General features: G+C 39.0%; 21 protein-coding genes and 1 other RNA gene. 4 read left to right on the forward strand and 18 right to left on the reverse strand.

Annotated elements, in window-relative coordinates; all coding sequences use genetic code 11:
- Nucleotides 1–14: 14 nt before the first annotated feature.
- From HMPREF9088_RS06120 to HMPREF9088_RS06150, 7 genes are all read right to left on the reverse strand, one after another.
- Nucleotides 15–1,310: a solute carrier family 23 protein gene (locus HMPREF9088_RS06120; protein ID WP_040366559.1), complete on the reverse strand. Its 1,296-nt coding sequence runs from the start codon at nt 1,308–1,310 to the stop codon at nt 15–17.
- Nucleotides 1,303–1,845 (reverse strand): bifunctional pyr operon transcriptional regulator/uracil phosphoribosyltransferase PyrR, encoded by a 543-nt coding sequence (pyrR, locus tag HMPREF9088_RS06125; RefSeq protein ID WP_071859059.1) that lies wholly within the window; start codon nt 1,843–1,845, stop codon nt 1,303–1,305. Before pyrR ends, HMPREF9088_RS06120 begins: the two co-directional genes overlap by 8 nt.
- Nucleotides 1,846–2,066: 221 nt before the next feature.
- Entirely contained in the window at nt 2,067–2,975 is a 909-nt protein-coding gene (locus tag HMPREF9088_RS06130; RefSeq protein WP_007208298.1) for an RluA family pseudouridine synthase, read from the reverse strand.
- Nucleotides 2,968–3,435, reverse strand: a complete 468-nt coding sequence (gene lspA / locus HMPREF9088_RS06135) for a signal peptidase II (protein ID WP_007208299.1) — start codon at nt 3,433–3,435, stop codon at nt 2,968–2,970. Before lspA ends, HMPREF9088_RS06130 begins: the two co-directional genes overlap by 8 nt.
- Before the next feature lie 16 nt (nt 3,436–3,451).
- Nucleotides 3,452–4,141 (reverse strand): CBS domain-containing protein, encoded by a 690-nt coding sequence (locus HMPREF9088_RS06140; protein ID WP_007208300.1) that lies wholly within the window; start codon nt 4,139–4,141, stop codon nt 3,452–3,454.
- A 128-nt stretch (nt 4,142–4,269) separates the two neighbouring features.
- Entirely contained in the window at nt 4,270–5,943 is a 1,674-nt protein-coding gene (locus HMPREF9088_RS06145) for a formate--tetrahydrofolate ligase (protein WP_007208301.1), read from the reverse strand.
- A gap of 108 nt (nt 5,944–6,051) precedes the next feature.
- Nucleotides 6,052–6,453, reverse strand: a complete 402-nt coding sequence (locus HMPREF9088_RS06150) for an EbsA family protein (protein ID WP_007208302.1) — start codon at nt 6,451–6,453, stop codon at nt 6,052–6,054.
- A 72-nt stretch (nt 6,454–6,525) separates the two neighbouring features.
- Between HMPREF9088_RS06150 and HMPREF9088_RS06155 the strand changes: the two genes are divergently transcribed.
- A complete protein-coding gene (locus tag HMPREF9088_RS06155) occupies nt 6,526–6,930 on the forward strand; it encodes a ribonuclease HI family protein (RefSeq protein ID WP_040366562.1) in 405 nt (134 codons plus the stop codon).
- On the opposite strand, the gene cls is transcribed toward HMPREF9088_RS06155, so the two are convergent.
- From cls to HMPREF9088_RS06170, 3 genes are all read right to left on the reverse strand, one after another.
- A complete protein-coding gene (gene cls / locus HMPREF9088_RS06160) occupies nt 6,925–8,388 on the reverse strand; it encodes a cardiolipin synthase (protein ID WP_007208304.1) in 1,464 nt (487 codons plus the stop codon). The genes HMPREF9088_RS06155 and cls overlap by 6 nt on opposite strands.
- Nucleotides 8,389–8,644: 256 nt before the next feature.
- Nucleotides 8,645–11,287, reverse strand: a complete 2,643-nt coding sequence (alaS, locus tag HMPREF9088_RS06165) for an alanine--tRNA ligase (protein WP_007208305.1) — start codon at nt 11,285–11,287, stop codon at nt 8,645–8,647.
- A gap of 269 nt (nt 11,288–11,556) precedes the next feature.
- Nucleotides 11,557–12,609, reverse strand: coding sequence for a DUF7278 family profilin-like fold-containing protein (locus HMPREF9088_RS06170; RefSeq protein ID WP_007208306.1), 1,053 nt, complete (start codon nt 12,607–12,609; stop codon nt 11,557–11,559).
- A 105-nt stretch (nt 12,610–12,714) separates the two neighbouring features.
- Here HMPREF9088_RS06170 and HMPREF9088_RS11625 point away from each other — a divergent pair, with 105 nt between their 5' ends.
- A complete protein-coding gene (locus HMPREF9088_RS11625) occupies nt 12,715–13,647 on the forward strand; it encodes a DNA-deoxyinosine glycosylase (RefSeq protein ID WP_007208307.1) in 933 nt (310 codons plus the stop codon).
- A gap of 99 nt (nt 13,648–13,746) precedes the next feature.
- On the opposite strand, the gene HMPREF9088_RS06185 is transcribed toward HMPREF9088_RS11625, so the two are convergent.
- From HMPREF9088_RS06185 to HMPREF9088_RS06215, 8 genes are all read right to left on the reverse strand, one after another.
- The gene (locus tag HMPREF9088_RS06185) at nt 13,747–15,096 is read right to left on the reverse strand and encodes a DEAD/DEAH box helicase (RefSeq protein WP_007208308.1); all 1,350 of its coding nucleotides are present in this window, start codon (nt 15,094–15,096) and stop codon (nt 13,747–13,749) included.
- Nucleotides 15,097–15,296: 200 nt separating this feature from the next.
- Complete coding sequence (locus HMPREF9088_RS06190; RefSeq protein WP_007208309.1) at nt 15,297–15,668, reverse strand: hypothetical protein; 372 nt, start codon at nt 15,666–15,668, stop codon at nt 15,297–15,299.
- A gap of 77 nt (nt 15,669–15,745) precedes the next feature.
- Nucleotides 15,746–16,381, reverse strand: a complete 636-nt coding sequence (locus HMPREF9088_RS06195; protein WP_007208310.1) for an HD domain-containing protein — start codon at nt 16,379–16,381, stop codon at nt 15,746–15,748.
- Nucleotides 16,381–17,880, reverse strand: coding sequence for a carboxypeptidase M32 (locus HMPREF9088_RS06200; protein WP_007208311.1), 1,500 nt, complete (start codon nt 17,878–17,880; stop codon nt 16,381–16,383). The genes HMPREF9088_RS06195 and HMPREF9088_RS06200 overlap by 1 nt, the downstream gene beginning before the upstream one ends.
- On the reverse strand, nt 17,877–19,052 hold the full coding sequence (locus tag HMPREF9088_RS06205; RefSeq protein ID WP_007208312.1) for a THUMP domain-containing class I SAM-dependent RNA methyltransferase: 1,176 nt from the start codon (nt 19,050–19,052) through the stop codon (nt 17,877–17,879). Before HMPREF9088_RS06205 ends, HMPREF9088_RS06200 begins: the two co-directional genes overlap by 4 nt.
- 105 nt (nt 19,053–19,157) lie before the next feature.
- Nucleotides 19,158–19,521, reverse strand: an RNA gene (rnpB, locus tag HMPREF9088_RS11630) — RNase P RNA component class B.
- A gap of 13 nt (nt 19,522–19,534) precedes the next feature.
- Nucleotides 19,535–19,951 carry a cell division regulator GpsB gene (gene gpsB / locus HMPREF9088_RS06210; RefSeq protein WP_007208313.1) on the reverse strand — a complete coding sequence of 139 codons (417 nt, stop codon included), beginning with the start codon at nt 19,949–19,951 and terminating at the stop codon, nt 19,535–19,537.
- A gap of 67 nt (nt 19,952–20,018) precedes the next feature.
- Complete coding sequence (locus HMPREF9088_RS06215) at nt 20,019–20,567, reverse strand: SLOG family protein (RefSeq protein WP_007208314.1); 549 nt, start codon at nt 20,565–20,567, stop codon at nt 20,019–20,021.
- 56 nt (nt 20,568–20,623) lie between these two features.
- On the opposite strand from HMPREF9088_RS06215, the gene recU reads away from it, so the two are divergent.
- Entirely contained in the window at nt 20,624–21,247 is a 624-nt protein-coding gene (gene recU / locus HMPREF9088_RS06220; RefSeq protein ID WP_040366565.1) for a Holliday junction resolvase RecU, read from the forward strand.
- Nucleotides 21,237–23,498: a transglycosylase domain-containing protein gene (locus HMPREF9088_RS06225; protein WP_007208316.1), complete on the forward strand. Its 2,262-nt coding sequence runs from the start codon at nt 21,237–21,239 to the stop codon at nt 23,496–23,498. The genes recU and HMPREF9088_RS06225 overlap by 11 nt, the downstream gene beginning before the upstream one ends.
- Nucleotides 23,499–23,632 lie beyond the last annotated feature (134 nt).

Genomic DNA, 23,632 nt, shown 5'->3' on the forward strand with positions numbered 1-23,632 from the left:
CCTCTCACCTAAGCTTACTTTTCTTCGCTTCTTGCTTGTTCTGGTAATATCAGATTTAGAAAAATCCCTAGTACTGTTGCTAACGCCATTGAAGATAGCGTAAATGTTCCTGCTTGGAATACCAATCCACCAATACCGACTACCAAAATAACTGAAGCAATCAACAGATTTTTCTTTTTATCAAAGTCCACTTTGTTTTCAATCAATATTTTCAAACCACTTGCAGCAATGACACCAAAGAGGACAAAGCTAATCCCCGAGATAACAGGATTTGGAATACTTAAGATTAGTGCAGTTAATTTTCCGACAAAGCCTAAGCCGACCGCTAAGACAGCTGCGCCACCGATAACAAATACACTATGCACTCTGGTGATTGCTAATACCCCAATATTTTCACCATAACTTGTGACTGGCGGTCCACCGACAAAACCAGCTACGACTTGAGCAAGTCCATCTCCTAGCAGTGTTTTGTTTAGACCAGGTTCTTCAAAGAAGTTACGCTTAGTTAATTTATTTAACACCATTAAGTGACCGATATGCTCTGTCATCGTGACAAAGGCAATCGGTGCCATCGTCGTAATCGCTCCGATATGCAATGTTGGTTTGTATTCGATAAACGGTACTTGAAAGTCCGGTAGTGCAAACCAATGGGCATCGACAATCGGTTGTACATCGACAATCCCCACAAGCAATGCTAAGACATAGCCACTCACGATACCTAGTAAAATGGGAATTAACCCTAGAAAGCCTTTCAGGTACATGTTAAAGAAAATTGTAATTGCTAAAGTCGCTAGAGCTACAAAGACGTATTTGAAATCATAGACTTGGTTGCCGTCTACTGTCCGATACATGGCATTGTTTGCGGCAGTCGCTGCTAACCCTAATCCAATAACCATTACCACCGGACCAACGACAATCGCTGGTAAAATTTTATCCAACCATGCTGATCCAACCTTGCCAATCACGATTGAAACGATGATGTATACTAACCCGGTAGTCATCGCCCCTTGTGCAATCGCTGGATAACCATCTGTTTTCATTAATAATTGCATCGCTGCAATAAAGGCAAAGCTACTTCCCAAATAGGCTGGAATTTTCCCTTTTGTTACAGTTAAGTAAACCAATGTTCCTAGTCCAGAACTCACCAATGCAATCCCAGGATTGATTCCGACTAAGATTGGAACTAAAACTGTCGCACCAAACATGGTGAATAAATGCTGTAAACTTAACCCTATCCAATGTAGCGGTGCTGGTTTATCATTAATATCTAATACTGCCTCGTTGTTCCGAAAGTCACTTTGCTTACTCATTTCCATCCTCCAGTTGATCAATTAAGATACGATCATTTCCATCTAACTCTTCCATCTCTACGACAATTTCTTCTGATTTTGAAGTAGGAATATTTTTTCCGACAAAGTCAGCACGAATCGGTAATTCACGATGGCCACGGTCTACTAATACTGCTAATGAGATTCTTCTCGGACGGCCATAATCCATTACTGCATCCAGTGCTGCTCGGATGGTACGACCGGTGTAAAGTACATCATCCAGCAAGATGACTTCTTTGCCTTCAAGTGCTACTGGAATATTGGATAATTTCGCGACTGTGCCATCATTTTTTTGATCATCGCGATAGCCAGTAATATCTAGTTCTCCAACTGGAACTTCTACGTTCTCTAATTGTTTCAAGCGTTGCGCGATACGTTGCGCAATATAGATGCCACGCGTTTTAATACCAATTAAAACTAAATCCTCAATCCCTTTATTGCGTTCAATAATTTCATACGTAATTCGTGTTAATGCTCGTTTCATGGTTACTGCATCAATGACTTCTTTTTTTACCACTGCTAATTCCTCCTCCAAAATTAATAAAAAAACTCCTGCCTAATGTAAGGCAGGAGTGAACATGCTCGTATTCTTTCGTCTGGATATAGACGAAACCAATTAGTAACTAACTTTGCACGCATGCATCGTAATTACTATTCACAACCTTCTTAGCCTCACGGGACTATCATTAAAGGATTACTATTTATTTTTTCTTACTATACCGTTAATTAAGTAAAAAATCAATCACTTTTCGGCAATTTCGCTAACGTTTTTTTGAAAATTTCTGGTAAAGGGGCTTCAAATACCATTTTTTCTCCCGTCGAAGGATGCGTAAAACCTAATAGCTTCGCATGAAGAAACTGACCATTACCTTTAATCGTCCGCTTTAAGCCGTAGACCGGATCGCCAACGAGTGGATAGCCGATGTATTGCATATGCACACGAATCTGGTGCGTTCTCCCCGTTTCAAGTTGAAGCTCGACTAGCGTATAATCTTCATAGCGCTCAAGCACTTGAAAATGCGTAACCGCATCTTTGCCATTGTCGACAACCGCTTGCATCTTACGATCGACTGTTGAGCGGCCAATTGGTGCTCGAATGACACCTTTATCATGAGGAATCACGCCATGGACTAGTGCGACATATTTTCTTAATGAGGTTTTATCTTTCAACTGCTTTGCTAAATCTTCATGTGCTTGATCGTTTTTAGCAACCATTAATAGACCTGAAGTATCTTTATCAATCCGATGAACGATTCCCGGTCGAATGACACCATTAATCGATGACAACGAATTTAAATGATAGATCAATGCATTTACCAAGGTGCCATTCGGGTGTCCAGCTGAAGGATGGACGACCATTCCTTGTGGCTTATTGATGACTGCGACGTCCGCATCTTCATAGACAATTTCAAGCGGCAAATTCTCGGCAATTAAGTCCAAGGTCTCTGGTTCAGGGATTTGAATGGTAATCCGATCTCCCTTTTGCACTTTATAATTGGCCTTAACAACAACGCCATCGATTTTCACGCATGCTTCTTTTAGCCACAGTTGAATTTGCGAGCGGCTATAATTCGCCAATTTTTCGGCCAAAACTTTATCAATACGGCCTTTTTCTTCAGTGATACTTATTTTTAATTCCTCAGTCATTATGAGTTCCTTTCAAACGTTCTTCAAAAAATGTGTAGATAAACAAACAAGCCACACCGATACAAAGAGACATGTCTGCCACGTTAAAAATGGGAAATTGAATAAAATCTAATTGAAACATATCAACGACATAGCCCAATCGAATGCGATCAATAAAATTTCCTATTGCACCAGCTAAAATCAGTGAAAAACCGACCATTAGTAATACATGACCACCGCGATTTTTAACCATAAAATAGAGAATGGCCGCAACAGCGACAACGGTAATAACGGTAAAAAAAGCTAGTTTCCCTTCGAAAATACTCCAGGCTGCGCCAGTGTTTTGCAAATACGTCAGCGAGAACACATTGGTAAGAACTGGATGTGACTCACCTAGTGGAATGGCAGAAACAATGGCACTTTTTACCCATTGATCCAATCCGACAATCAAAAAACTTAACAAAAAATATCCTATTAACATATAATCCCATCCATTTCTATTGTTCTACTAAGTCACGTGGGCGAATAATTCCAACTAGATTGCCATTGGGTTCGCCGTCTTTGGTAATCAAAATGGCTTCTAACGTAGCATTTTCAGAAAATTGTTCTTGCACATAGTCCATCGTTGTGTCACTAGAGACAAATTGATAGTTTGTTGTTTTATTATCTGCTTCAAGTAGGGCACTGGCAGTTAATTGCTTAATACGTTCAGCCGAAATGGGATAATGCTTGGCAAACCAAAACCCCAAAATCCTTAAAGTTAATAATCCTTTAAATTCGCCGTCTCGATACATAGGAAACTGCGAATAGCGTTCTTTAGCAACGATACTAAGCAATTCTTCAAGCGGCAAATCAACAGTAAAGCCAGTCACTTTCTTAGCAAAGCGCGGCAATACTTTTTCGGGCTCAAATAATTCCTTTTCAATCAGCTGGATTCGGGTGATGACCCAATCATTTGGCTCTGCAATCACAAAATCTTCACCAATTTGATCATGAACAATCGCATTTCGTAATTGTGATAACTGCAAAAGGTCATCTTCATATTTTTTTATCGGCAAATCTGAGCGACGAGCTAACTTACGAACCATCTGACTAAAGCCCATCTTGGTTTCACTTTTCAATTGATTTTGCATCCATTTTTCGATACGGTTAAACGCACTAATAAAAATTTGTGCTCTCTCAGCCATGATACGGGTCCCCTTTCTATCGAGTGAACTTATTAAGTATACCTTATTTTTGCTTCCTAGCAAGCTATTTCAACCTAAAAAAATGGTGACCTCTTATCAAAAAAGGACACCAGTCTAACTATTTAAAATTAAAACAAACCAATCGCCTGACCATCGTCAGTGACATCCATATTTAATGCTGCTGGGCGTTTTGGTAGCCCAGGCATGGTCATGACGTCTCCTGTTAAAGCGACAAGAAAGCCTGCGCCTAACTTAGGGACAAATTCTCTAATGGTCACGTCAAAGTCAGTCGGCGCTCCTAATTTTGTTGGATCGTCGGAAAAAGAATATTGCGTTTTAGCCATGCAGATTGGTAACTCGTCCCAGCCATATTGTTTAAATGATTGGATTTGTTTGGTTGCTTTTTGGCTGAATGTCACTTGCTTACCACCATAGATTTTTTTTACAATTGCTGCTGTTTTTTCTTCAATGCTCGCGTCGTCTTGATATAGTCGTTGATAATTTGTCGTTCCATTCCCTGCTGTAATCTCTACAATGGCTTGCGCTAACTCTTCACCGCCAGCACCACCTTGCGCCCATACGGCACAACGTCTGATCTCTACTTGATCTGCTTGACACAAGTCGACAAGTGTTTGAAATTCTGCTTCCGTATCAGTCACAAACTCATTTAATGCAACAACTACAGGTATTTGATAGCGTTGCATATTTCTGATATGTCGTTGCAAGTTTGCATAGCCCTCTTTCAGGCTAGCAATATCTTCCTGTGCTAACTCATTTTTAGGTAGCCCACCATGCATTTTCAACGCTCGAATCGTAGCGACAATCACAATGGCATCTGGTGCTTTTCCTAAAACAGGCACCTTGATATCTAGAAATTTCTCGGCACCTAAATCCGCACCAAAGCCAGCCTCTGTTACTACAAACTCACTCGCATGCAAAGCTAACTTAGTCGCCATGACACTGTTGCATCCATGTGCGATATTGGCAAACGGCCCTCCATGAACAAATGCCGGTGTTCCTTCTAACGTCTGCACCAAATTGGGTTTCAGTGCATCTTTTAATAGTAACGCCAAAGCTCCTTCAACTTGTAAATCGCTGACTGTTATCGGTTCTTTTTGATAAGTATAGCCGATAACAATCGCACCTAACCGTCTTTTTAAGTCATGGATGGAATCAGCCAAACAAAGGATTGCCATAATTTCACTCGCAACGGTAATATCGAACCCATCTTCGCGCGGCACGCCTTGCATTGGTCCGCCTAAACCAACGACAATTTGCCGTAAGGCACGATCATTCAAATCCACTACCCGCTTCCAAATGACACGACGGGCATCAATTTGTAAAGCATTGCCTTGCTGCATATGATTATCAATTAATGCCGACAATGCATTATTAGCTGTCGTAATCGCATGCATATCACCTGTAAAGTGTAAGTTGATATCCTCCATTGGTACCACTTGAGCATAGCCACCACCTGTAGCACCACCCTTCACTCCCATGACTGGCCCTAAAGAAGGTTCACGTAAGGCCAATGAAGTTTTGGCGCCTATACGGTTTAAGCCATCTGCCAAACCAATACTAACAGTTGATTTCCCCTCTCCTGCTGGTGTCGGATTAATGGAAGTGACCAAAATTAATTTACCCGATGGTTCACTATCTTTTGCTTTGATTGTTTCAAAAGGGATTTTGGCTTTGTACTGGCCATATTGCTCGATGGAATCAGGTGAGAACCCTACTTTATTTGCTATCTCTGTGATTGGTGCCATTGTGGCTGCTTGTGAAATTTCAATATCTGTTTTCATAGATTCCTCCAATTTACGAACATTCTAACGATAAAGATGAATTTCATCCATCATTAGGTCTTTATTATAACAAATAAACTCGAATTTTAAATTAATAATAATAATTTCTTACTTTTCTCCTTTAAGACTTTCGCATTTTTTCCATTCTTCGATAAAGCGCAATTGATTTTTCTTAGACATCCTACACACGAACTGCTCATTGAAAAGTTCAATACAGATATGGTTATTGACTTGCTTGATTGAATGGATGTTCGCTAATGAAAGCGTCCGTCTTTTCCAAAAACGAGCATAAGTAATTCGTAAGGAGTTTCGATCTAGAATAATTTTCCGTCGCCACCCTAGAAAGAGAATAAATAGTGAAACTATCGTAAGTAAAATACTAGCTGGATATGGTTTTGCATTTTCCAAAGCCATAATCAAACTAAAGAAAAATAAAAACAAGGCACTCGACCAAAAAATTAAACTCGAGGCCGTTTCAGGTTGCCAGTGAAATTTTTTTTGAGACGGCATGCATAAAACTCCTTAAGCAATGTTTGATGATTTTTTGTATAATAAATGCAAAATGAAAGGATTGTGACTGTAGTGTTAAAAATATATATCGACGCATCCACAAAAGGAAATCCCGGACCAAGCGGAGGGGGATTTATGATTATAGGAGAAGGGCTTTATGTTCAAAAATCCTTTCCATTTACTCAAAAATTGACGAACCACCAAGCAGAATTTTCCGTCTTATCTTCATTATTAGACTATTTGCTTGAAGAAAACTTAGTGGAACATACGATAACCGTACATACCGATAGCAAAGTAGTCGCTCAGGCAATTGCCAAAAAATTTACGAAAAATTCTGCTTTCGATTCGCTTGTAGAAGAAATCTTGATTAAATTTGCTTTATTTCCTTTATTATTTTTAAAATGGATCCCAGAATCACAAAATAAAGGGGCCGATCATCTAGCTCGTCAAGGTTTGGCCAAAGCGCTAAAATTATAAGATAGGCGAAAGTAAGCGCGAGAAGTTTTGCTTAAATCGCAACCATCTGGACTGACTACGGATCATTTCTCGTGTTAATTCGACCGAATGTTTCATATCCTCTTCAAAAATTTCTGCTAAAGTCTGGTTTACTTCTTGATTGTAAGCAAAGGCACTTACTTCAAAATTCAGTGCATAGCTCCGGATATCTTGATTAGTTGTCCCAAAACTTGAAATCGTATCATCCATAATGAGCGTCTTCGCATGAATAAAACCATTGTTATAAATGTAGATTTTCATGCCGCGCTTTTGCAAATAATTCGCATAATGCTGCGTCGCACGGTAAATAAACGGATGATCTGGCATGCAAGGAATCATAATTCGGACATCAATTCCTGATCGCACAGCAATGACTAGTGCAGTGATCATGGAATCATCTGGAATCAAATACGGCGTTTGAATCCAGACGCGCTTCTCAGCTCCTAAAAGCATCTTGATAAAGCCGCCTCTAAGGATTTGCTCCTCGCTATCAGGTCCATCTGCGACAATCTGCATGGTAACATTTCCTGCATCTTTGGGATCCGGGATTGAAAAGAAACGAGCCTCGTACTCCATCATTTGTGACTCTTTTTTAACAGAAGCATTCCAATCTTTGATGAAAATCTCTTGCAGACTAAACGCAGCAGTGCCCACAATTCTGGCATGAGTATCACGCCAATACCCAAATTTTTTGCTTTCACCTAGGTATTGATCACCAACATTGAAACCACCTGTCCAGCCAATTTTACCATCGATAATAACAATTTTACGATGTAAATGATAATTTAATCTTGTCTTACGAATTAAATTCCGTGAAGTAATAAAAGGCAATACTTTTCCACCTGCTTCAATCAGCGGTTTAAAGAATTTAATGGATGTTTTACCGCCCCACGGATCAAATACTAGGCGCACAGAGACACCTTCTTTTGCCTTTTCGACTAGTACATCTAAAAATTGGTTACCGATCTTGTCGTTAAAAAAAGCATAGTATTCCACGTTTACGGTATCTTTCGCTGCTCGAATGTCGTCAAACAAAGCTGCAAACTTTTCTTTCCCATCCGTATAAAAGTCAACTTTATTCCCTTTTGTTAGTGGCGATTCTTCCACGTTATTGAAATAATTATTTAATAACTGCGATTCTACCGTTTTAACGGTCTGATGGTAATGCTTATTGTTTTCTTTGATTAGTTCATTAATTTCTTTAATACGCATCCGATGGGTATCTTTAAAGCGATACATCGCCTCGCCATCAATTCCACGCCCACAAAAGGTATACAAAATAAAGCCAAAGACTGGGAAGAAAACCAATGTCAACATCCAAGCAAATACACTAGCAATCGACCTTGGTCTACGAAATACCGTAATAAATGCCCCAATCGTGTTTAACATAATTAAAACGATTAACGCATCGTATAACAAAGTCATATCCATTTTTACCATTTTATTCCTCCCGCCTTAGTTAACAACTAAGCCCCTCTACTAAAAGCACAAATATTACAAAAATTATAACACAAAAAAGAGAAAGTGACAGAAGACGGTAAATCAGGAAATCGATGGCATTTTTTTCATCTATGGAGTGATATTTTTCTCATTCAATCAGAAAAAATAGCTTTTACAACTAATGCACATGAATTGTTCGGTTTCTTGATTTATTTGGCTTCTGTACTGTTCTCTTTTTTCTATTCTTACAGTATTGTTAGTTTGCTGTTAACCATTCACTAACAGCTGCTAGTGCATCCGGAATACCGGCAGGATTTTTCCCACCTGCTTGCGCCATATCCGGTCTGCCACCGCCTCCGCCACCAACTTTTGGTGCGATTGCTTTGACTAACTCGCCTGCTTTGTATCCTTTTTGAATTGCTTGCTCACTCATCGCCACTAACAAATTGACTTTCTCATCCGCAGCAGTAGCTAGTACCAATACATCCGAAATCGCCTTTTGCTTCCATTGGTCTGCTAATTGACGCAGTTGATTCATATCTTTGACGTTCACTTGTGAAGCAACATAGGTTACCCCGTTGACTTCTTTGATATCTGTGAAAATATCAGATGCTTGTTGATTAGCTAATTTCGTTGAAAGCGTGTCATTTTCTTTTTGGGCTTCTTTTAATTGTTGTTGCAATTGATCAACTTTGCTTACGACTTCTTTTAGTTGTGGCGATTTTACTAATGAAGCTACTTGTTTTAATTGTTCTTCTTGCTCACGTGCAAGTAAATACGCTTCTTTGCTAGTTACGGCTTCAATTCTTCTTACACCGGCACCGATTCCTGATTCAGAGACAATCTTAAACAAGCCAATGTCTTCCGTATTTTTGACATGATTTCCTCCACATAGCTCAATCGACCAATCTGCAATATTCACTACGCGGACATCATGCCCGTATTTTTCACCAAAGAGTGCCATCGCACCCATTGCTTTTGCAGAATCAATATCCGTCTCAACAGTGACAACTGGTAGAGCTTCCCAAATCTTTTCATTGACAATTTGTTCCATCTTCACTAATTCTTCAGGTGTCACTTGACCAAAGTGAGTAAAGTCAAAACGTAAATGCTCTGGGGCCACTAAAGATCCAGCTTGATTGGCATGTGATCCTAGGACTTCTTTTAATGCTTTGTGCAGCATATGAGTAGCTGTATGGTTCTTAATTGTTTTGTTGTGTTTAGCAGTATTCACTTGTAAAAAGTACTCAGTTCCTTCAATTAATTGACCTTTTACTGTTACTGTGTGTAAAAACTGACCATTTGGCGCTTTTTTAACATTGGTTACGTCTGCTACAATCATGCCCTCACTGTTGACGACGATACCTGTATCGGCTACTTGACCACCCATTTCAGCATAAAATGGTGTTTTAGCAAAGATTAATTGTGCTGAACCTTCATCAATTTTTTTGACAAATGCATCGTCACTTATAATTAAAACGAGCGCTGATTTTGCTTCCAAATCCGAATAGCCGACATAGTCACTTTCAACTTTGATATCAGTTAATAGTGTCGATTGTACACCCATTGATTGCTCTTTTGAACGGCCTGCACGGGCACGGTCTCTTTGCGCTTGCATTTCTTTTTCAAAACCTACATGATCCACTTTTAAGCCAGCATCTTCAGCTACTTCTTCAGTTAATTCAACTGGAAAACCATACGTGTCATACAATTTAAAGATGGCTTGACCTGCTAACGTTGTTCTATTGTTCGCTTTAACATCTTCGATTACTTCGTTTAAGATAGCTAATCCTTCGTTAATCGTTTCGTGGAAGCGTTCCTCTTCATTTCGCACGACCTTTTCGATAAAGGCTTGTTGTTTTAATACTTCAGGATAGTAACTTTCCATAATGTGGCCAACTACAGGCACTAATTTGTATAAAAAGGCTTGTTGAATTCCTAATTTTTGTCCATGCATTACTGCACGACGCAACAAACGTCTCAATACATAGCCACGACCTTCATTTGAAGGAAGCGCACCATCACCTATCGCAAATGATAAGGCACGGATATGGTCAGCAATGACTTTAAAGGATACATCCGTTTGTAAGCTATCCCCATAATGCACACCTTGGCTCAGCTCTTCTACACTATGAATAATAGGTAAAAACAAATCTGTTTCAAAGTTAGTTGGTGCATTTTGGATAATTGAGACGACACGTTCCAAGCCCATACCTGTATCAATGTTTTTATGTGGTAACGGTTCATAGGTGTTGTCTGGTTTATGGTTGAATTCAGAAAATACTAGATTCCAAATTTCTAGGTAGCGTTCATTTTCTCCACCAGGGAAGTTTTCCGGATCATCTTCCGCAATGTCTAAATATTCTGGACCACGGTCATAGAATATTTCGCTATCTGGACCACTTGGACCCGCACCAATATCCCAAAAGTTATCTTCAATTTCAATAATGTGTTCTGGCGTCAAGCCAATTTCTTCAGACCAAATGCGTTTTGCTTCGGTATCTTTTGGATAGACTGTGACGTATAGTTTTTCAGGGTCAAAGGCTAACCATTCTGGTGATGTCAAAAATTCCCATGCAAAATGAATAGCATCTTCTTTAAAATAATCACCGATTGAAAAGTTCCCTAACATTTCAAACATGGTATGGTGACGAGCTGTTTTCCCAACATTTTCAATATCATTGGTACGAATTGATTTTTGCGCATTTGTAATTCTTGGGTTTTCAGGGACCACACTGCCATCAAAGTATTTCTTTAAGGTAGCAACACCTGAGTTAATCCATAATAAGGTCGGGTCATTTACCGGCACAAGCGATGCGCTTGGCTCTACTGTATGTCCTTTTGAACGAAAGAAGTCCAAAAAAAGTTGTCTCACTTGTGCACTTGTCAGTTGTTTCATGAATTCTCCTACTTTCTATCATTATAAATAAAAAAACATCCTTGCAGACAAGGACGTCTACACGCGGTACCACCTTGTTTGCAATGATGTTTGAATCATTACCTCTTAAGACTCGTTAACGCGGAGTAACGTCAATGTTTCCACTGAATCAAAAAAAGGGAGCAACTTACTTTCTGTTCTCTCTCACCAACTAAGAACTCTCTTGTTTTGAAAGAAGTCATGTCCTTTTCTACCCTGTGAAGTATAGCGAAATTCCTCTGCATTGTCAATCATTCCGAGCGAATGATAATTGCCTTACGATAATTATATTCTAGCGGTGATAACTTTGCCTGCCGATCAAAACTGTGGCGAGATCGATAATAACTAGCTTGTGGCAGTAAATCTAATAAGGTCAAGCCCGTTTGCTCCCATTGCTCCCCTTTGACACAAGTCGAGTCGGTTAATTCAAAACATTGAGCTAATGATTGAAACGACAGACCAAACATGTTCTTACTTTCGATCATTTGTTCAATGTACGCGTGTTGATCCGGTGTGTCGCTGCTCACCATATTTCCCCAGCGGAATAACTTGCGACTTCCTGCCCCTATGGCATACTCCCATTGATCTTCATCTAGTAAATCAAAGACGTGATTCGTCAATTGATCGTTTAATTCATCATAGCTACTAAGTTGATGCACATATACATCATAGCTTTCTTGATTTGCATTCAGTTTTGCAAAGAATTGATTTTCTTTATAGAGCGTAGCGGGTTGTTCACAACTAAGACTTTCTTCAAAAGTGACTGGTGCTAAAAAAGCCGCTTGAAAGTCTTGTTCAATTGTTTGAAAAATCTTTTGTTGGCCAAAAAATTCACCAGTGATGATATGAAAATGGCCGATAAGCTTCGTTCCGACAGGCTGAGGAGTCTTTTGGACAAACATTGGTAGAATATCTTTTTTTCTAAGTGGACTAGTCGATTCATTTAGAAAGGTCGTCCAATCATCTTTGGTTTTTAGCTGATAGTTTCGGATTATTTTTTTGACTTGCTCTGTTTCATTTTCTAATTTGTCATGCCAAGCAGTCGTCGGCAGACCATTGACGCCCGAATCCCAACCAAGAATCGTATCCGTATTTCCTGGGACAAAGACAAACCATTCCCCGTCAATTTGAAATTCAAACGTTTGGCATTTAATACCGTCTTGCGCACAGTCAATATACCGTACATTAGACACTTTTTTTAATGGACTAACAAAATACATAAGTAATTGGCTAATTATTTGTACCTTCATTTCTTTGGCTAGCGTTTTCCATACGCTCCAATCTAGGACCTCGTAGAAATTCATCTTTTCACCCCATCATTGTTGCTAGTTGTATTATACTTATATTCTCACAGGAAATCAGTTAAAAGTAAAACACTTTTTTGCTAAATAACAGAACGGAGGATAAAAATGACTTCTGGATTTCATCCCGTCTTCTCAAAATCAACTAAAACCTTGATATTAGGAACTGCTCCAAGTGTAACCTCCTTAAAAAAACAAGAGTATTATGGTCATGTCGGTAATCAATTCTGGCCACTCTTTACTTCCTTTTATCGACTAGATCCTTTGTCTTATGCTGAGCGCTGTCAGAAACTACTAGAGTTTCAATTAGGATTATGGGATGTCTACAATCAATTTCAACGAATAGGAAGTTCCGACCAATCCTTTGTATCCACGACTGTAAATACATTTGATTCTCATTTCTTACGAGAGAAACTATCATTGATAATTTTTAACGGAAAAAAAGCGGCTAAAGAAGGAGCAAAACAAGCTTTCTTTACCGACAAATTAACATTGACTTGCCCTTCAACTAGTGGTGCAAACAATGCGCAGGCACATGTAAGAGAACAAAAATGGTTCCAAGCATATCAACTTCATGAGCATATAAGAAAAAGCTCACTCGCTAAGTTCCATTTATTTTTTGGTCATTCTGATACACTAAAACAAGCCGTCTTTGCGTTACGACAGGAAGTGTTTGTTCATGAACAACAGATTTCAGAATTAGATGAATTTGATTGGCGCGACCAGACAGAGGATACCAACTATTTTTTAGTGACGTCAACTGACTTTTCTCCAGTCGCAACCATTCGTTTTCAAACCCTGTCACCTACGACCGTTCAGCCCGATCGTTTCTGTGTGCAAAGCGACTATCGCATGCAACATATCGGCTGGGATCTATTAACTCTTTATGAATTGTACGCTTCGTTCCACGGTTTTCACACCAGTATTCTCAGTGCTGAATTAACAGCTATTGATTTTTATCAAAAGCTGGGCTATCACACGTCGGGCGACTCCTTTTACGAAGATGGCATTCTTTGCCAAAAAATGACCAAAAAACTGTAAAAATGGATGAAGACAGAATTATTTAATCACAAATTAAAAGACCATAAACTTCAAAAGTTGGAGAAACAACTTCTGTATTTATGGTCTTTTTGGTCAGGATTATTGGCTTGAATTTTTTTTGTGTTTTTTCGCTTGGCGCGTCTTTTGACGTTGCTCAATTCTTCGTTTTTGTTGTTTTGACTTATCAATTTCCCACTGAATTTTTTTCTTGTAACCAGGTTTAATTTTTTTCTTTTTCTTTTTCACCATACCAATTAAAGTCGGATCTAATACATCTTGTGTTTTTTTCTCACGCTTCGTTCGACGATTACGATCGTACGTAGAAATAATTTCACCATTTTTAATTTCTTTCGGCTCAAAAGATATCCCTAAGGCTTCGATTGCTTCAATTTGTGGCTCTTGCGATGGATCGTAAAGCGTGATGGCGATACCACTTAGTTGATTTCGACCAGTTCTGCCTACACGGTGAATGAAAAAGTCTAAATCGTCAGGAATCTCTGCATTTATGACATGTGAAACGCCCTCAATGTCGATGCCTCTTGCAGCTAAGTCAGTCGCAACGACATATTGAAATTCCATATTTTGAACTTGCTTCATAACCCGCTTACGTTCACGAGGACTAATGTCACCATGAATGGTAGCTACTTTTAAATCTTGTTCTTTCAAATAATTGGCAATTTCATTCACACGTTGTTTCGTATTAGCAAACACGATGGCCAAATATGGATGCCCAACCGTTAACAATTGATACACCAAATGACTGGTATTTTTGCCTTTCGTTGAAATCAACCAATTATCAATTGAGTCCGAAATTACCGTTTTCGAAGCAATTTCTTCAATCACTGGATTTTGCATGTATTTTTTTAAGAATGGGCGTAGCTTTTCTGGAATCGTCGCCGAAAAGACTAAAAATTGAATATCCTCAGAAAATTTCGCAGCAATTTGATCGACTTCTGGTAAAAATCCCATATCCAATGCCATGTCTGCTTCATCTACGACAAAAGCGAATGCCGTATGAATCTGAAGCGCTTGTTCATTGATCATATCTAAGATACGACCTGGCGTTCCGATGACCACTTGCGGCTGTTGGTTCGCGATGCGGTCCACTTGTCTTTTTTTATCCGTTCCACCAACAAAATTCATAACACGAATTTCTGTTTCGGAAAATGACGCCAGTTGTTTGGCTTCTTGATAAATTTGACTAGCTAATTCCCGACTTGGTGCACAGATTACGACTTGAACTTCATTTTTTTCTGGTTGCACTTTATCAAATAATGGCAGTAAAAAGGTATGGGTTTTCCCACTGCCCGTTTGTGATTGACCAATTAGGCTCTTTCCTTTGCTAATAATTGGTATTAATTTCTCTTGTACTTCAGTAGGGTGTACAAATCCCTTATCCGCCAAGGCGGTTTGGATATATGGTTGAAATGCAAATGAGGTAAATAACATTTACGCACCTTCTTTCTCTAGACATCTTGATTAGTATACCACAGATTTACTCTGCAGTTGATTGTATTTATGCATTGTTGATTTCAAAACTCTTAGTAATCATTCGTAGCCGCTACAAAAAGACTATAGCAAACAGATACCACCACTCACTCGAACAGATCAAATGAATTGGAGGCATAAGAATCTATTTGCTATAGCGTTTAATTCGTATGAAAACCATCCACAAATTCATAATAATAAAAAGATATGGGTTTCTTTTGACTCGCAACTGTCAGTAGCGACAAGTCCATTTGTACGAAAGCTTTATCTAAAACCATATAATAGTTATCTTCTAACGCTTGCTCTATATATGGTAAAAGTTCAGCTTCATCACCTTGCTTTTCAAGCAAGATTTCTTTGACTTGTTCAAATACTCGTGCATCCTTAAGTCGAAAATAGCACTCTTCATATTTATAAAAGGCTAATTGGAAAAGACGCTCTTCCAACTTGGCTTCAACTATGAAGAAACACTCGGAAACATGGGGAAGTACTCGTAACAATTGATCCGGCTTCATCGCCTGTTGAAAAAACATGAAATCCTCTCCTCTTATCCTTATTATATGAAATTCATATCGAAAAGAAAACAAATCGACTCATATTCTAAGAAAAACTAAAGAGCCATTTCGTTAAAAAACTCTGTTAAAAAAGATTCCATAAAAACTTTGCGACGTATTCCTTCTTTTTTTCCAGTTGGCGTGTTCATTAGGTCGGGTAACAGAAATAGTTTTTCATAAAAATGATTAATGACTGTCGAACCTTTGCGGTAGTCACTTTTTGATGAATATGTGCGCGGTAAAAGATGCTTATCAAAAATCGGATGGCCATTTGATCCACCAAAGTAAGCCGTTCGCAAAATCCCTTGGGCACCAAGAGCATCGATTCGATCCGCATCTTGCACAATTTGTCCTTCTATAGACAAGGACTTCTTCTCCTGTAAATTCGCAGAATAAGACATATTGTCTAAAATAGCGATAATTTGGTCAGCTTGCGTTTCTGTCGCAATTTGACCGAGAAATATCAGTAACTCTTCCCGCGCGCTTGTAACGTCAGCGACAACTTTGTCATCGATGGTATCATGTAATAGAGCGGCACTCTTAGCTACAAACTCATCTACAACAAAGCCATCTTCTTGGATAATTTTTTCAACCCATGCCAAAACCCGTTTGGCATGCTCAAAATCATGACCTGTACGTTCGTCTGTCAACTTCTCTTGACTATAAGCACTTACTTCTGCAAATGAATCCATTAGTTTTTCACTTGGTAGACGTCAAAGTAGATTTTTTCCATATAATCCAAGAGATATTTCGGATTTAACGCCTCGCCCGTAGCATCCATAATCAGTTGATTTGGCTTTCTAGAAGCTCCATACTGATGGATGTGCTCTGTTGACCATCGTTTAATTGGTGAATAGTCATCCGAGGCTAAAATCTCATCGATTGCTAGCTCTTTGCCCATCGCATGGTACAACTGTGCGGCATACATATAGCCAAGTGCGTATGAAGGGAAATACCCAAAGCTACTTCCTGACCAATGCACATCTTGTAAAATACCAGTCAAATCATCTTCCGGACGAATGCCTAGATACTCTTCATATTTGTCATTCCATAAAGTTGGTAAGTCATCAATACTCACTTCTCCGTCAAAAATTAATTTTTCAATTTCGTAACGGATAATAATGTGTAATGGATACGTTAGACTATCTGCTTCGATGCGGACTAAACTTGCTTGCGATTTTTTTAATGAACGATAAAAATCTTCAAAAGAAATGTCAGCAAATGTTCCTTCTGCACATTCTTGGAAGAATGGGTATTGTTTTTCCCAGAAAGCTCGATTACTGCCGACAATTATTTCGTTGAATAACGATTGCGATTCGTGAATGCCCATCGATGCCCCTTCGTGAGCGGGTGTATACTCGTATTTTTCATCGATATTTTGTTCATACATCCCGTGACCAGCTTCATGAATAATACCAAAGACAGCCATCATAAAGTCGTTTTCATTCCAACGAGTCGTAATCCGAACATCGCGATGATTGATTCCTGTCGCAAATGGATGAATGGTGTCATCTAAGCGACCACGTGAAAAGTCATAGCCAAGATCAGCAACTACTTTTGTAATGAATCGTTTTTGTTGCGCTTTGGACATGTGGCGATTCAAGAAATCAGTCACTGGTTCTGTCCCTTCCGTAGCCAATTTCTCAAGAATTGTCATAATTCCCGTGCGCAATTCAGAAAAGACTTGGTCTAACTTAGCAGTTGTCATCCCTGGTTCATATTGATTTAGTAAAACATCATAATTAGTGGACTCATCTTTTTTCCAATACGGAATTAATTCTTTCGTCAAGCGAATGTTTTCTGCCAATGCCTCTTTAAAATAAGCATAGTCATTCTCTTTTCTAGCTTTTTGCCATGCGCCATGCGCTTTAGATGTCGCAGCTGAATAAGCTACCATCAATTCATTAGGAACGGCATGATTTAATTCATATTCCTCTTTTACTAGTCCAAGAGCGACTTGGCCCACTTCCGTTAATTCTTCTGGCTTATCTTCAAAATAGGTGATTGCTTCTTTAATTGTTGCGCCGATTTTCTTTTCAAAGTAGAGACCAGCTAGATAGCCTGTCGTTTCTCCACGGTATTCGCTGCCTTCTTCTGGCATACCGGTTTGAGAATCCCACTCTAAAATTGCAAGTGTTTGTTGCAACATATCTAATTCTTTTAATTCTTGTAAAAAAGTGGCTTCGTTCATTTTACCCCATCCTCTTCTTTTTTCACTCTCGGTGGACGTTTTCCCCAATATTGGAAGTAGTCCGTACGCAACGCTCCATTATAAAGCTTGCGTTTTTTGGTTGCTTTTTGCCCATAAAATTCTTCAAATAATAAATCACTCGTCAAAATATATTTACTCCACGTATCAAGAGGGCGAAAGACCTCTCCCATCTCTTCATACAATTTACGGACAGTCTCTTCTTCACCTAGACGTTCACCGTAAGGAGGATTCGCAATAATCACACCATATTCTTTTTCTGTTTTAAAATCTTTGACTGCTTGTTGCTTAAATGTAATGGACGAGCCTAGCCCAATTTCATCGGCGTTTGCTTGTGCAATCTCAATCATTCTACCATTGATGTCCGTACCAGTAATATCAAGCTCGCAATCATAATCAGCCAAGTCATCCGCTTCAGAACGAACCTTCGCAAACACTGCTTTATCGACCCAATCCCAACTTTCACAAGCAAAGGTTCTGTTAAAACCAGGGGCAATATTGTGACCAATTAACGCTGCTTCGATACAAAGCGTACCTGACCCACAAACAGGATCAATTAACGGGCGATCTTTACGCCAATTCGTCAACATAACTAGGGCAGCAGCCATATTTTCTTTTAGTGGTGCGCCACCTTTTTCAAGACGGTAACCTCGCTTAAACAAACTAGGACCCGTCGTATCAAGAGTCACCATGACGTGATCTTTTAAAAGAGCCACCTCAGTTTTAAACAACGCCCCTGTTTCTGCCAACGGGATTGACGCCGGACGATGATAATACTCTCTTAATCTATTGACAATGGCTTTTTTCGTAATTGCTTGGCAATCTGGTGTACTGAAAAGCTTGGATTTGATTGATTTACCAGCGACAGGAAACTCTGCATCGAGTGGCAATAAATCTTCCCATGGTAAGGCTTTGACATTTTCAAATAATTGATCAAATGTGAGTGCATCAAATTCACCTACGACAATTTTGATGCGATCGGCTGTCCGTAACCAAAGATTGGCTTTGGCTATTGTCTCGATCGTACCTTCAAAGCGTGCACGGCCATTCTCAATTTGACAGTCAATCCCTAGATCTCTTAATTCTTTACCAACTAATGCTTCTAATCCACTTGCTGCTGTCGCAACTAATTGAAAGGTTTGGTTGTTTTTCATAATTCACTCCTCGTTTATTGACAGGAAATGTATCTCATCTAAAAAAATGTAGCTATTTCCAAAAAAAAACCTTCCAATTGGAAGGAATCCCTGATTACTGTGATTTTCTATAAGCCATGTTTTGTCCAATTATTTTACAGGGAGCAAAATAATTTGGATAATCATCTATCTGCAATTTCTTGCCTCTTTGTTCCGTTCATTTCCGTTCCAAAAAGCGCCCCGACCATTGTTTGGGTTGCTCACTCGAGGGGTTTACCGCGTTCCACCAAATCAATTTCTTGATTTGCTTCGTCACTGTGGCACTTTCAAGGATACTGAAGCATAGCAAAGCCTTAGCTCTTTTTCCTGCCGTTACCGTATAGGTACCCTAGCTTATGGTTTCACTAGGCACGAACACTACAAGCATCGCAGCTTGTGTGAGCATGGACTTTCCTCAGCCTACCTATGTAGACCGCGATTATCCGAAAACCACAATTTTTAACTTAAAATTGTCTTGTTCGTTCGTTGTCGTCTTCTAATTCCACTTGGGTATAATTAGACGTAACAACTGGTGTCGTTTTTTCTTCAATTTTTACATCTTGATGCAATTTTTTACCGAAGACTTCTTTTTCTAAATTCGATAAACGCTTCAAAATATCAAAATTAGTTACTGTTTGACTTTTTGGTAGTTCTGTTTGAACACGTGAATTTACAACAGACTGTGTTTTGCTCAGCTGTGCGACTTTCGCATGCAATTTGTCATTTTCTTCTTGCAATTCGAGGATGCTCTTGGCATACGTTTCGTAATCTTTAATAACATTATCTAAAAATTCATCCACTTCAACCGGATCATATCCACGCATTTTATTTTTAAATTCTTGTTGTAAAATATCTTTTGGCGAATAAATTAAATCTGACATCTGTACACCTCTTCTCTAATATACCATATCTGTCTCTTATCATATCGAAAAACTAGTCATAAATCAATTAAAATCCGTCAGCCCACACGCTATTTTGTAAATCATCCATCGTTAATTGATAGACAACGTAATCTGCTCGCTCTTCGTATCGTCGAGCTTGCTTATAAAAATGCTGGCATTTGCCAATATATTCCTCATCATAAATAACAAAACTCGCATCAGAATGCGTCAGCAAAAATTGGCTATGATTTTGTAACTGTGCTTTATTCTGATACGGTGCATGGCTGACACTCCCAACATAATCAGCTTTTGCGACTAAGTTATCTCGTAGCTGTTGGTTTGATTCATTCCAATTCGAGCCAAATTCAAGATATGGAAATAGAACTCCTAATTTTATTTCCGGATACTCTTTTTTTAAATCGAGTACGACCTCACCTCCCCAGACTTCAATACCCAAATTACCACCAACTAAAAACCATTGATAGCCATCCTCGATAAATTGCCTTACTTGCGAAGTTAAACTTTTTTTAATAATCGTAATTTTTTTATCTGTAGCTTGAAAAATTCCAAGTTCGCTTGCACGATAACCGGTGATTACTATGCGCTTCACATACATCCTCTTTCCTTTATTTATTGCTTTTTGGTATACTGATTGACAGGAGCGTGATAAAAGTGGTAATACACTATCCAAACGGTCAAGCAAGACCTAGTCATCAGCTAAGTAAACCAACCATACTTGAAGGCAACAAAAAAAGCAATTTTGCTAATCGCGGAATGCGTTTTGAGGAAGCTATCAATCAAAGCAATGACTACTATTTAAGTCGCAATATAGCAGTTGTCCATAAAAAGCCCACACCTGTCCAGATCGTTTCGGTCGACTACCCTCGAAGAAGTGCAGCTGTGATCAAAGAAGCGTATTTCAAAGAAGCATCGACCACGGATTACAACGGTGTGTACAAAGGAAGGTATCTTGACTTTGAAGCCAAAGAAACCAAAAATAAAACATCCTTTCCACTAAAAAATTTCCATCAACATCAAATCACTCATATGAAAATGTGTGGCAATCAAGGGGGACTTTGTTTTGTTTTATTATGGTTTTCCACCATACAGAGATGCTTCTTTTATCCAAGCCCTCTCTTAGTTTCGTATTGGGAGACAAGTCAACGTAAATCTTTACCTCTCGGAGTAATTGAGCAAAATGGAATTGAAATTTCTTTAGGTATCGCTCCAAGAATCCCATATATTCAGGCAGTTGATGCCTATATTCAATCAAAGGAGACTCAATATGGCAAATGAATCACGGACCAATCGGCACAAAAAAGAGCCACAGGAAAAAACCAAAAAAACGGCACCTAAAAAGAAAAAAGGAAAAAAATCAGTCCACTCTATCATTGGTAAGATTTTTTTGGCACTTCTATTTTTAGGATGTATCCTCTTTCTCGCCGGCGTTGCACTTTTTGCATACTATATACGCGATACACCCAAACTAACTAATTCCGCACTTGATGCAACGGTATCATCTCAGTTGTACGCGGCGAATAATGAAAACTTTATCGACATCGGCACGGAAAATCGAGTAAAAATCGATCCTACTGATGTTCCCGAGCAACTTGCAGATGCGATTGTCTCTATTGAGGACAAGCGTTTTTACAAACATATTGGTGTCGATCCCATTCGGATAGTCGGCTCAGCAATTTCAAATATCTTTAAAGGAACAAAACAGGGTGGAAGCACCTTGACACAGCAACTTGTAAAACTATCCTACTTCTCAACAAATGAAGAAGATCAAACTTTCAAACGAAAAGCGCAAGAAGCATGGTTATCCGTCCAATTAGAACGTAAGAAATCAAAACAAGAAATCCTTACCTACTATATCAATAAAGTCTATATGGCCAACGGTGTATATGGGATAGAGACCGCAAGTGAAACCTATTATGGAAAGTCATTGAAAGAGTTAACTTTAGCACAAACAGCCTTACTTGCCGGTCTGCCAAATGCACCATCTTACTATAACCCATATGTAAATCCAGACGCTGCAAAGTCCAGACGAGATTTAGTCCTACAAGCTATGCTAGACAATAAAAAGATAAGTCAAGCTGAATACGAAGCAGCCGTTAAGAGTGATGTCTCCGACGGCTTGCAAAAATTGGCAACAACGGATTCGAATTGGAAATACTACGATAACTATATTAAGCAAGTAAAAGAAGAAGTTAAGGAAAAAACGGGTAAAGATATCGATACTGCTGGATTAAAAGTGTATACCAATCTAAATATCGATGCTCAAAAACAATTGTACACTATCGTTAACTCTGATGAATACGTTAGTTACCCTGACAGTGAGATGCAAGTCGCATCTACGCTAATCGATGTAACCTCTGGTAAAGTCGTAGCGCAAATTGGTGGTAGAAATATCCCGGAAGACACGCGTTTGGGTACCAACCTTGCCGTAAGTACTCAAAGAGATTTTGGCTCTACTGTGAAGCCAATTACCGATTATGGACCTGCTTTCCAATATCTCCATTACTCGACTGGTAGATATATTACCGATGAACCTTACAATTACGAAAATTCGTCGACTGCCTTAAAGAACTGGGATAATTTGTATTATGGCACACTAACCTTAAGAAGAGCTTTAGCTCTTTCACGAAATGTACCTGCCGCCAAATTATTCGCAGATGTGGGTGTCGATGATATCACAACTTTCCTTAAAGGCTTAGGAATTGAGTATAAATCAATTTCTCAAGCTAATGCTATTACAAGTAACACAGAGCAAGATGGCACCAAATATGGCGTATCAAGCTTAAAAATGGCCGCTGCCTATGCTGCATTTGCCAATGGTGGTACCTATTATAAGCCACAATATGTCAATAAAATTGTCTTTCCTGACGGTACTGAAAAAACATATAGCGCTGAAGGAAAAAAAGCAATGGATGCAGGTACCGCTTATATGATCACCGATATATTAAAGGATGTGATTAGCGGTCTAGGTAATAATGCTGCCATTAACGGCTTATACCAAGCTGGAAAAACCGGGACATCCAATTATACCGATGAACAATTAGCGCAGATTACATCGCCCTACTCCGTCTATCCAGATACGACATTTGTCGGGTACACACCACATTATTCGATGGCTGTTTGGATTGGCTATAATAATATTTTAGACCCAGTTACTAGTCAATCAGCCCATGTAGCAACAGATGTCTATCGCGAGCTGATGACATACGTCTCGTCATCTGTTGAAAATACGGATTGGGAAATGCCTGATGATTTAATTAGAGTTGGTAATGAATTATACTTTAAAGGGACTTACCAAGCACCTGTCCAATCATCAACAACTATTCAACAGTCAAGCTCAACATCAAGTACTAGCAGTTCCTCATCCTCAACAAGTGAATCAAGTAGTAGTTCATCTACTAGCTCTTCTGAGGAAGCTGAGAGCAGTTCGAGTACTGAATCAAGTACAAACACTACACCTAGCAGCTCAATATCAAGTAGTAGCGAAGAGCAACAATCTTCAAGCTCTTCCAGTTCAGAAAATCAATAAAAAAGAGACTGCAAAAAATGTCCAGATACACGCACAAAGACCAGAAAATCTGGCTCTATAATTTATTGGACTGATGAATCAGAATTGATTCTTCAGTCCAATTTTCATTTTAGGTATTAAAAAACATATCGTTC

It is taken from the genome of Enterococcus italicus DSM 15952 (assembly GCF_000185365.1).
Classification (GTDB): domain Bacteria; phylum Bacillota; class Bacilli; order Lactobacillales; family Enterococcaceae; genus Enterococcus_G; species Enterococcus_G italicus.

Bases quoted from the DNA above. Each gene is read 5' to 3' on its own strand.
- HMPREF9088_RS06120 (WP_040366559.1), bottom strand. From the start codon at position 1,310: ATGAGTAAGCAAAGTGACTTTCGGAACAACGAGGCAGTATTAGATATT.
- HMPREF9088_RS06130 (WP_007208298.1), bottom strand. From the start codon at position 2,975: ATGACTGAGGAATTAAAAATAAGTATCACTGAAGAAAAAGGCCGTATT.
- lspA (WP_007208299.1), bottom strand. From the start codon at position 3,435: ATGTTAATAGGATATTTTTTGTTAAGTTTTTTGATTGTCGGATTGGAT.
- HMPREF9088_RS06140 (WP_007208300.1), bottom strand. From the start codon at position 4,141: ATGGCTGAGAGAGCACAAATTTTTATTAGTGCGTTTAACCGTATCGAA.
- HMPREF9088_RS06145 (WP_007208301.1), bottom strand. From the start codon at position 5,943: ATGAAAACAGATATTGAAATTTCACAAGCAGCCACAATGGCACCAATC.
- HMPREF9088_RS06150 (WP_007208302.1), bottom strand. From the start codon at position 6,453: ATGCCGTCTCAAAAAAAATTTCACTGGCAACCTGAAACGGCCTCGAGT.
- cls (WP_007208304.1), bottom strand. From the start codon at position 8,388: ATGGTAAAAATGGATATGACTTTGTTATACGATGCGTTAATCGTTTTA.
- alaS (WP_007208305.1), bottom strand. From the start codon at position 11,287: ATGAAACAACTGACAAGTGCACAAGTGAGACAACTTTTTTTGGACTTC.
- HMPREF9088_RS06170 (WP_007208306.1), bottom strand. From the start codon at position 12,609: ATGAATTTCTACGAGGTCCTAGATTGGAGCGTATGGAAAACGCTAGCC.
- HMPREF9088_RS11625 (WP_007208307.1), top strand. From the start codon at position 12,715: ATGACTTCTGGATTTCATCCCGTCTTCTCAAAATCAACTAAAACCTTG.
- HMPREF9088_RS06185 (WP_007208308.1), bottom strand. From the start codon at position 15,096: ATGTTATTTACCTCATTTGCATTTCAACCATATATCCAAACCGCCTTG.
- HMPREF9088_RS06190 (WP_007208309.1), bottom strand. From the start codon at position 15,668: ATGTTTTTTCAACAGGCGATGAAGCCGGATCAATTGTTACGAGTACTT.
- HMPREF9088_RS06195 (WP_007208310.1), bottom strand. From the start codon at position 16,381: ATGGATTCATTTGCAGAAGTAAGTGCTTATAGTCAAGAGAAGTTGACA.
- HMPREF9088_RS06200 (WP_007208311.1), bottom strand. From the start codon at position 17,880: ATGAACGAAGCCACTTTTTTACAAGAATTAAAAGAATTAGATATGTTG.
- HMPREF9088_RS06205 (WP_007208312.1), bottom strand. From the start codon at position 19,052: ATGAAAAACAACCAAACCTTTCAATTAGTTGCGACAGCAGCAAGTGGA.
- gpsB (WP_007208313.1), bottom strand. From the start codon at position 19,951: ATGTCAGATTTAATTTATTCGCCAAAAGATATTTTACAACAAGAATTT.
- HMPREF9088_RS06215 (WP_007208314.1), bottom strand. From the start codon at position 20,567: ATGTATGTGAAGCGCATAGTAATCACCGGTTATCGTGCAAGCGAACTT.
- HMPREF9088_RS06225 (WP_007208316.1), top strand. From the start codon at position 21,237: ATGGCAAATGAATCACGGACCAATCGGCACAAAAAAGAGCCACAGGAA.